Annotated in this window: 7 protein-coding genes and 1 pseudogene; 5 read left to right on the top strand and 3 right to left on the bottom strand. The window is 32.7% G+C overall.

What is annotated here, in order from left to right; all coding sequences use genetic code 11:
- The first annotated feature begins 109 nt into the window (after positions 1-109).
- From CKF58_RS06450 to CKF58_RS08595, 4 genes and pseudogenes are all read left to right on the top strand, one after another.
- Complete coding sequence (locus tag CKF58_RS06450) at positions 110-367, top strand: HPr family phosphocarrier protein (protein ID WP_119532136.1); 258 nt, start codon at positions 110-112, stop codon at positions 365-367.
- Between the two features lie 30 nt (positions 368-397).
- Positions 398-2,125, top strand: a complete 1,728-nt coding sequence (gene ptsI, locus CKF58_RS06445; protein WP_119532134.1) for a phosphoenolpyruvate-protein phosphotransferase PtsI — start codon at positions 398-400, stop codon at positions 2,123-2,125.
- 12 nt (positions 2,126-2,137) lie between these two features.
- On the top strand, positions 2,138-2,512 hold the full coding sequence (locus tag CKF58_RS06440) for a PTS sugar transporter subunit IIA (protein ID WP_119532132.1): 375 nt from the start codon (positions 2,138-2,140) through the stop codon (positions 2,510-2,512).
- 274 nt (positions 2,513-2,786) lie between these two features.
- A pseudogene (locus CKF58_RS08595) lies at positions 2,787-3,735 on the top strand (nucleoside hydrolase).
- 103 nt (positions 3,736-3,838) lie between these two features.
- Here the strand turns inward: CKF58_RS08595 and CKF58_RS06430 are convergent.
- The 3 genes from CKF58_RS06430 to CKF58_RS06420 all read right to left on the bottom strand — a co-directional run bounded on the left by CKF58_RS06430 (position 3,839) and on the right by CKF58_RS06420 (position 7,607).
- Positions 3,839-5,218 carry an IS1634 family transposase gene (locus CKF58_RS06430; RefSeq protein ID WP_425451209.1) on the bottom strand — a complete coding sequence of 460 codons (1,380 nt, stop codon included), beginning with the start codon at positions 5,216-5,218 and terminating at the stop codon, positions 3,839-3,841.
- A 44-nt stretch (positions 5,219-5,262) separates the two neighbouring features.
- Positions 5,263-5,556 carry a hypothetical protein gene (locus tag CKF58_RS06425; RefSeq protein WP_119532128.1) on the bottom strand — a complete coding sequence of 98 codons (294 nt, stop codon included), beginning with the start codon at positions 5,554-5,556 and terminating at the stop codon, positions 5,263-5,265.
- Between the two features lie 158 nt (positions 5,557-5,714).
- Positions 5,715-7,607, bottom strand: coding sequence for a hypothetical protein (locus CKF58_RS06420; RefSeq protein ID WP_147397234.1), 1,893 nt, complete (start codon positions 7,605-7,607; stop codon positions 5,715-5,717).
- Between the two features lie 143 nt (positions 7,608-7,750).
- Here CKF58_RS06420 and CKF58_RS06415 point away from each other — a divergent pair, with 143 nt between their 5' ends.
- A complete protein-coding gene (locus tag CKF58_RS06415) occupies positions 7,751-9,094 on the top strand; it encodes an L-cystine transporter (protein WP_119532124.1) in 1,344 nt (447 codons plus the stop codon).
- The last annotated feature ends 83 nt before the right edge of the window (positions 9,095-9,177 follow it).

Here is a 9,177-nt window from a genome sequence, read left to right as displayed (position 1 = left end):
ATCTAGGCATCTAAATAAAATCATTTATTTAGTGCCAATCGTTTTAATATTTGAAAGAAATTTTTATAAATTTCTTTTTTCCTTTTAAATTTATAAACGGGAATTTTATATGACTGTAAGCAAAGAAATTACAATTGTAGCTCCACACGGTATTCACATGCGTCCAGCGACAACTTTTGCTAAAGCTGCAAAAGAGTTTGAATCAAAAGTAACTATCACTGCTGGTGAAACTGTAAGCGCAAAAAGTCCTGTAAAAATCATTAGTTTAAACTTAGCTAAAGATACAAAAATTGTTCTAACTTGTGAAGGTCCTGATGAAGAAAAAGCTTTAGAAACTTTATCAGCTTTAATCAACACATTAGAATAATATTTGTTACTTTAGGAGTTTAACAACATCATGATTAAAGGTATTCTTGCTTCTCCAGGTGTTGCATACGCAAAAGCTTTAGTGCTTAAAGAAGAACCTGTAGTTATTAATACTGCGGCAATTGACGCTAGTCAAGTGGAAGCAGAAAAAGCTAAATTCTTCGCTGCGAGAGAAAGTGCTGCAGAGCAAATCAATCGCATTAAAGATCGCGCAGAAGCTACATTTGGTAAAGATAAAGCAGAAATCTTTGAAGGTCATTTAATGATCCTAGAAGATGAAGAAATTGAAGAAGAAGTATTAGATCTAATTGAAAATGATTTAATTACAGCTGACAATGCTGCTAACCAAGTATTAAACCAACATATTGAAATCTTCTCTAAATTAGAAGATGACTATATGCGTGAACGTGCTGCTGATATTAAAGACATTGGTAAACGTTTACTCCAAAACATTCTTGGTTTAGAAATTGTTGACTTAACTTCAATTTCAGAAGAAGTGATCATTGTTGCTTATGATCTAACTCCATCAGAAACTGCACAATTACCTTTAGACAAAGTTAAAGGTTTTGTAACTGATATTGGTGGTAGAACTAGCCACTCTTCAATTATGGCTCGTTCACTAGAAATCCCAGCTATTGTTGGTACTAACAACGTTACAGAACAAGTTAAACATGGCGACATGTTAATTCTTGATGCTGTAAATAATGCTGTTATTGTAAATCCAACAGAAACTCAAGTTGCTGATTTCAACAAATTAGCAGAAGACCTAGCTGCTAAAAAAGCAGAATTAGCAAAATTAAAAGATTTACCAGCCGAAACTATTGATGGCGTTAAATTTGATATTGCTGCTAATATTGGTACTTTACGTGACTGTGATCCAGCTCTTAATAATGGTGCTGAAGCTATTGGTCTATACCGTACAGAGTTCTTATTCATGGATAGAGATTCATTCCCTAATGAAGAAGAACAATACATTGCATACCGTGATGTAGTTGAAAAAATGGATGGTAGACTAGTAATTATCCGTACTATGGATATCGGTGGTGATAAAGATTTACCATATATGGATCTACCTAAAGAACTTAATCCATTCTTAGGTTACCGTGCCGTACGTATTGGTTTAGATCGCCGTGATATTTTTAAACAACAATTAAGAGCAATCTTACGTGCTTCACAACATGGTAAAGTTGGGGTAATGTTCCCAATGATTATCAAAGTATCAGAATTACGTTTAATCAACTCTATTATTGATGAATGTAAAGCTGAACTTGTTGAACGTGGTATTCCAAATAACTTCAACTTACAAGTTGGTGTAATGGTGGAAACTCCTGCGTCAGCAATTATTGCTGATTTATTAGCACGTGAAGTGGATTTCTTCTCAATTGGTACTAACGACCTTACACAATATACTTTAGCGGTTGACCGTGGTAATGAAATGATCTCTGATCTTTATGACCCATTCAGCCCATCTGTTTTACGTTTAATTCAATACACAATCAATGCGTCACACATTGAACGTAAATGGACAGGTATGTGTGGTGAGTTAGCTGGTGATGAATTAGCAACCCCATTATTAGTTGGTATGGGTCTTGATGAATTCTCGATGAGTGCTATTTCTATTCCTAAAGTTAAAAACATCATTCGCCAACTACGTTACAGCGAATGTAAAACTTTAGTAGCACAATGTCTAACTATGACTTCATCACGTGCAATCAAAAAACGCGTACAAGACTTTTTAACTAATCGCGGTATTATTTAATAGAGTGTAGAAATGGGAATAATCCAATCGCTTAAACAACTATTTCATAAACCCACAAATAATCTAGTAACAGTTTATTCTCCTTTTAGTGGTTATGCTAAAAATATTCGAGAAGTTGCTGATGTAGTGTTTTCTGATTTATTAGTTGGCGATGGTGTTGCTATAGTCCCTATGGATGATGTGGTATGTAGTCCTTGTAAAGGCTTAATTTCTAAAATGTATGCTACCGGTCATGCTATTTTAGTAACTCATCATTCTGGAGTAGAAATATTTATCCATGTAGGTTTTAACTCTGCTAATCTACGTGAAAGTAATTTTACCCCTTTAGTAAATGAGCAGGATGTTGTAACAGTCGGACAACCTTTAATTAAGGTAAACCTCTGTTAGTTGTTACATAATAAAATTGATACAACGACCCCAGTTGTTGTAAGTAATTTAACTCCTAATATGCAAATTATTAATCGCATAAAAGCAGGTACTAAAGTTATAGCAGGTATTACTCCCTTATTTTCAATCTTTATCGAAAATTAAATATATGACCCCTGAAGATCTCCTTCAGGGGTCATATATTTTTCTGAACAAAATTTTTGTTCCTTGTTATAATTTAAGTAGCTTATTCTTTTTAGCTCTTTCTTTTTAATTTTTCACATAAGAAACAAAAATGGTTCGTAAAGTTTATTTCAATCACGATGGTGGGGTAGATGATCTCGTATCTCTATACTTGTTGTTAAAAATGGATGACATTAAGCTCTTAGGAGTTGGTGTCGTTGGAGGAAATTGTTATATAGAACCAGCAGTTTCTGCAAGTAGAAAAATTATTAATCGCTTTGGTTCCCAAGAAGATAAAACTGATATTTCACTAGCGCTTTCCGATTCTCGTCCAGTGAATCAGTTTCCTAAAGAATGGCGTCTACACGCTTTTAATGTAGATGCTTTAACAATTCTGAATGAATTTAATCCAGTTGACTTAAATCCAAGTCCGTTACCAGCTCATTTAGATTTAATTGAAATTTTAAATAAGAGCCAAGAGAAAATTGATTTAATTTTTACCGGACCTCTTACAGATTTAGCTCGCGCCCTTGAACCCACAAATCACCAATAAAATCAATAAATTATATTGGATGGGTGGAACATTCTTAGAACGAGGTAATATTGAAGAACCAGAGCACGATGGTACAGCTGAATGGAATGCTTTCTGGGATCCAAATGCTGTAAAACGTGTATGGCAATCCGACATTAACATTGAAATGGTTGCTCTTGAAAGTACAAATATGGTTCCTCTTACCCTAGATGTTCGTAATAGTTGGGCAAAACAAAGATCACACATTGGCATTGATTTTATTGGCAATGCTTACTCATGTGTACCACCTTTACGCCATTTTGTTAATAATTCGACTTATTTTCTCTGGGATGTATTAACGACAATATTCTATAAATATCCAGATATTGCTAAAAGTAATGTCGTATATTCAGATGTCATTACTAGTGGACCATCAGCTGGACGCACAATTTTAAAAGATGCAAGTGCTGGTGGCAGACCAGTTAATTTAGTTTATCACGTAGATAAAGAACAATTTTTTGCTCATATTGTAGATTTAGCCAAAAAGTAAAATAATTAAACCTCCTGATTTTAAATCAGGAGGTTTAACTATTTTAGAGTAACTATTTATTAATTACCCTAATCCCATAAATTAAAATAAACGCCAGACTTTTTTAAAAATTTTTCTTAATCTCATCCGCAAATTCATCTACTGAGATGCCTACTGCGTTTAGTAGCTTTTTCTGTAAAGTTGACATAACAGAAACTTCAAAGTTATTGTTTTTTAACTTAAGCACTTCGATGAGATTAAGCTCTTTGATCATATCTTCGATCGAATAAGCTGTAAGAGTAGGATCTTTACGAACTGCAATAGTAAATTGACTGTAAATAATTAGAGAAGTAAACGCTGTAAAGAATTTACCTATAGAATCTTCTGAAGTGTGAGTACTATCGGTTTTAAATCCAAGAACGTTTTTAATGATATGCATCATCGTTTCGACGTAATTTCTTCCTCTATAAATTTTTAGTACAGATAAAGAATCTCTTGGCGTATTCGTTATCAGTGCGAAGAAACCACATTGTTTTTGAAGCCCATAGTATTTATCTTCATCCACACTAATGTCACTTGCTGTTAAAGTAGTATCACCATGAGGTTTTATCTTAAGAATAGATCCATAGTGAGAAAGTAATTTCTTAGGATCATCGAGATACTTTATTGCCTCTTCTTTTAATGTTTCAGTCTTATTTCTTAGAGCTTCTCTTTCTTCAATTAGTAGTTTGTAATCGAAGTATACATAGGCATTTACAGGTACTCCAAGATAGTCTGTATCGTATCTTTTTGAGAAAACATCTCTATCGTAAGTTAATTGCCCATCAAGAAGAATGTTTCCATAACTTTTCTCTACTAATTCTTTGTAAAGAGTGCTTCCTTCACTAATTACTGTAGTAAATTTAACATTTTCATCACTTAGTGTTTGTAATGCTTTTTGAGAACAGCAACCATTATCAAAAACCAACTCGATATCAGGATCTTTAACGTTCGGTAGAAGTCTCATGATATTACGAGAGAAATGAGAGATATCGTTACAGTTACCATTGAAGAGGTCAAAGTTGACTGGGATCTTAGTTTCAGGATCAATAATTAAAGCAAAATTCATCTGTGGTAAATCATTGCTATCACAATTATATCCACGTTTAACTAAGTTATTTTTGTAAGTTTCTGCATATGAACTATGAGAAGTTATATCGAAGATTGCTGACATCCCATCGTAGTATCTGTTTTTTGACCATACTTCTTTAAAATCTTCAACTTTCGTTGAGATTTCCTTGAAGAATTTACTAATATCCTGAGAACTAGATAAGCAGTTCGTTTCATAGTTACGCTCTTTACACCATTGTTCAAACTGTCTTACAGCGTTCTTTTCTTGGTGGTAAAAAGCTGATAAAGCTAGAATTGTATTAATTCTTTTCTCGTCAAATACTTCTTCTAATGCTTTTAGAAGACCTACATTTACAGCAAGTACTTTAGCTACCGTGTAATAGGCTGGTGTAATGATGGATTCAATTTCAGTTCTAGTTACTACTTTTGGATCTGTTTTTACTTTGGTCGACCTTTAGGTTTCGTATTAATCGTAACGTCTATTCCCATTTCCTCCATTTGCTTTTTGCTATAAGTCTTTTCTTTTGGGAAGTACGTTTTAAACTTGTCATTGATTAAAATGTAACCTGGATCATTATCTAATACTCGACCAATTGAAACTCTATCGCTAGTTGTGTAACTTTCACCTTGAGGGTTTCTACCTCTTTTATGTTTAAGTACATAGTATAGGTAAACCCCTCCACCTCTTTTTACTCTGTCTACTGGTCTTGCTGCATATCTAGGCTCTTTCATAAAATACTTCTCAAATTATTTTTTGTTTTTAATAAAAATCGAGCGTTTTTTATAATATCAAAATTAGATATCAAGAGCTTAATTTTTAGTAGAAGTATATGTAACACTGCAATTAAACCAAATGTCGGTTGGGATGTAAGCATTAGAATTAAGGTAAATTACATTTTTTTGCTATGTACAACAGGTAAAGGATCTGTTTTATCCAAACGAGCATCAATTAAACTTGAAGCTGAAGTAATTAAATATGGACCATTGATTAAAATCAAATTATTTTGACGCATACTAGCTTTAGTTTCAAGATTACCTAAACCTCTTTGATTTTTATATGCATTCTTATAAGATTTTAACAATCTTTTGTCAAACTCTTGTTCTAGAGCAACTGTTTCTGATTTTGCACCTAAATACGAACCATCATTAGGAACAACTTTTAATTCATTTAAAGAATGCGGGCTTTCATACATTAGATATTTATTATCTTGCTCTAATTGAGCAACAAACGATAACGTACCTAAGTTTGGATCAAATTCTTGCGGAAGACTACCAAAACAGAAATAAGAAAGATATCTCCATGCACCACTATGCCCTAATGCATATTGTTTATGGATATCATGATAATCATGTTTAAGGCGATTTACATAATGATCTAAATAGTGGCCACATTCATGCTTAGCAGTATTAATCAAAATATTCCAACCATATTCAGCTGAATAATGATAATTAAGTCCTACAGCAGTAAAATCATCTTTGCCTAAGAACAAGCCGCCATTAATTTGCTCTAAGCCACCTATAATAAGCGGAGGTAGAATTTTAGTTTTTTCCTGTTTAGCTATAATTTCTGGTAATTTATTTGCATTTTCCCCTGTGATATCTACAACTGAATATAAATAGTTATCTAATAATTCATGAATATAGTAATCTCTACGAGCAGTATTAATAGTCCCATTTTTACTACCTAAACTATTTACATACTTTTTAAGTTTTTGTTGGGTTTGCGTAAGATCATCTTTAAGTAAATTTACATAAAATTCAATCGGAAAAACTCCCAAGCAGCCATTATCATTCAATAAAATATTAAAGCCACACTCATCATAAAATTTACTTGTTGCTACTACAAATTGATCTGACTCTTTATCTTTGGCACGTTCTTTAAAATCTTTTCGCAAATAAAGTAAACTTTCTAACTCATCTTGACTTAATTTAGGGTATTTTAATGAAAGACTAACCAATTTTACATTGTCACCAAAGTATTCACTAGTCAACCAATCTGGATTTTTAATTAGCTCAATTGCAGATAATAAAAATTTATGGAACTGTAATGATAATAGGTGATAAACTTTTAAAAAAGTATAAGCTTCGGTTACATAAAAGCGTAAAGTATTGTAATTTAAAAATTGTAATTCAGACTGATTAGTTGGAAGAATACGATTATCAATAATATTACGCATAAAATCATACTCTTCTTGATTTAAAGTATCACATGCATAAAATTTACTTGAATTAAAGCTAAAATTATTTTTACGAAATGAAGAAGGCAAACGTAAACCAGCATATTTTCTAGTTGCCATTTTCGTATTAAGATAATTTTCTCCAACCGGAGAGTCATATTCAATAGTAAATGCTTGTTTAACTTTCACTAAGTTAGAACTTTGCGCTTCAATAAGCTCCTGTAAATCACCATCTTTAATTGAGGTATTACTTTTTATAAAGTCATTAGCCAGAGCTCGAGCGGCTAAATCAATTACTACTTGTTCTGGGTCTTTTTGAGCTTTTGTTTGTGTTTGAGCTTCAGGGTTCGCCGCATTTTGACTGGCAATAAAAAATTGTTTACGACTTATCATAGTATTATAAGCATCACATGCTTGTGCAAATTGTTCACCTAAATGTTCATGCAAAAATTCTAAGTTGCATAGGCGATCATATTTTTCTTTTATTTGATCAATATAAATTTTTCTTAATTTTAAGTCGGAATTATGGTTCATATAACTCTCTGGTTGTGAGTAACAAGTGCCTATTAAAGCAAATTCTGAAACAAAATTTAAATATTTTTGCAATTTTGGCTAATTTTTTTAAAATTTTGCGACTGGTGACCACTTTTTTAAAATTATGATATACTTAGCTACGGATATACTGATTTAAGCTGGTTACTTAAATCAACATTACGCCAAATATGTTGCATGATATATTTGGAGAATTTATGCTAATTTTAAATTTAGCTATTTTTGCGTTAATCCTTATTGCAATAGGATATTTATTTTATAAATTTAACAAGCTAGGCTGGACTGTTCTTTTCTCTCTTCTAGTAGGTTTATTATTTGGTGTTTATCTCCAAAAACTTGATAGCCAAAATTTAACAACCTTACTAGATTGGATAGCAATTATTGGAACTGGTTACGTACGTTTATTACAAATGATCGTAATGCCGTTAGTTTTCATTTCCATTCTTAGTGCTATTTCGCGTTTAGAACAAGTACGCAAACTTGGGCGTATTAGTGTAAGTGTACTTGGTATTCTTCTCTTTACTACAGCTATTGCAGCTTTAGTTGGAGTTTTAGCTACTAATCTGTTCGGCTTAAGTGCACAAGGTTTAGTATCTGGTGCTCGTGAAATGGCTGCTAATACTCGAGTTGAAGAAAGAGCTGCCAATATTCAAAACTTAACTATCCCTGTTATTATTTTAAGCTTCATTCCAACTAATCCATTTGCAGATTTAACAGGAGCAAGATCTACTTCAGTAATTGCTACTGTAATTTTCTCAGCATTCTTAGGACTAGCTACCTTAAGTATGAAAAAAGAAGATGCAAACCTAGGTCAGCGTTTAGTTGATGGAATTGAAGTTATTAATAAATTAATTATGCGAGTTGTACGTTTTGTTATACGTCTAACTCCATATGGTGTTTTTGCACTAATGATCAAAATGGCTGCTACAACTGATGGGCAAGACGTGTTACGTTTAGCTAATTTCCTAGTAGCTTCTTATTTTGCCATCTTCGTAATGTTTGTAATTCACGGGTTACTATTAACATTTAATGGTATTAATCCAATTACTTACTTTACTCGTGCTTTACCAACCTTAAGTTTTGCTTTTACCTCACGCTCAAGTGCAGCTTCAATACCTCTAAATATTAATACTCAAGTAAGAGATTTAGGAAATAACAGTGCGATTGCTAACTTTGCCGCTACCTTTGGCGCAACTATTGGTCAAAATGGTTGTGCTGGTATTTATCCTGCAATGTTAGCAACTATGATCGCTCCTACTGTAGGTATTGATCCTTTAAGCATTCAATTTATTGCTACCTTAATCCTAATTGTTACTATTGCTTCATTTGGTATTGCTGGCGTTGGTGGCGGAGCTACCTTTGCTTCAATCGTAGTTCTTTCTACTTTAGGCTTCCCATTAGAATTAGTAGGTTTACTAATTTCAATTGAACCTATTATAGATATGGGTCGTACAGCACTAAATGTAAATGGTGCTATGACAGCGGGTACAATTAGTAGTAAGTGGATTTATAAAACTAGCTTGCCTACTTTAACTAAATAATTTAGTTTAAAAATTAAAACGTCAGATACATGTATCTGACGTTTTAATTTTTTAGCAAAAGAGTAGAAAAATACCAGCTAGTT

It is taken from the genome of Psittacicella hinzii, from assembly GCF_003585935.1.
In the GTDB taxonomy this organism is placed as follows: Bacteria; Pseudomonadota; Gammaproteobacteria; order Enterobacterales; family Psittacicellaceae; genus Psittacicella; species Psittacicella hinzii.
The sequence above is the reverse complement of the archived record's forward strand: the minus strand, read 5'-3'. Positions and strand labels throughout refer to the sequence as shown.

Bases quoted from the DNA above. Each gene is read 5' to 3' on its own strand.
- CKF58_RS06450 (WP_119532136.1), top strand. From the start codon at position 110: ATGACTGTAAGCAAAGAAATTACAATTGTAGCTCCACACGGTATTCAC.
- ptsI (WP_119532134.1), top strand. From the start codon at position 398: ATGATTAAAGGTATTCTTGCTTCTCCAGGTGTTGCATACGCAAAAGCT.
- CKF58_RS06440 (WP_119532132.1), top strand. From the start codon at position 2,138: ATGGGAATAATCCAATCGCTTAAACAACTATTTCATAAACCCACAAAT.
- CKF58_RS06425 (WP_119532128.1), bottom strand. From the start codon at position 5,556: ATGAAAGAGCCTAGATATGCAGCAAGACCAGTAGACAGAGTAAAAAGA.
- CKF58_RS06415 (WP_119532124.1), top strand. From the start codon at position 7,751: ATGCTAATTTTAAATTTAGCTATTTTTGCGTTAATCCTTATTGCAATA.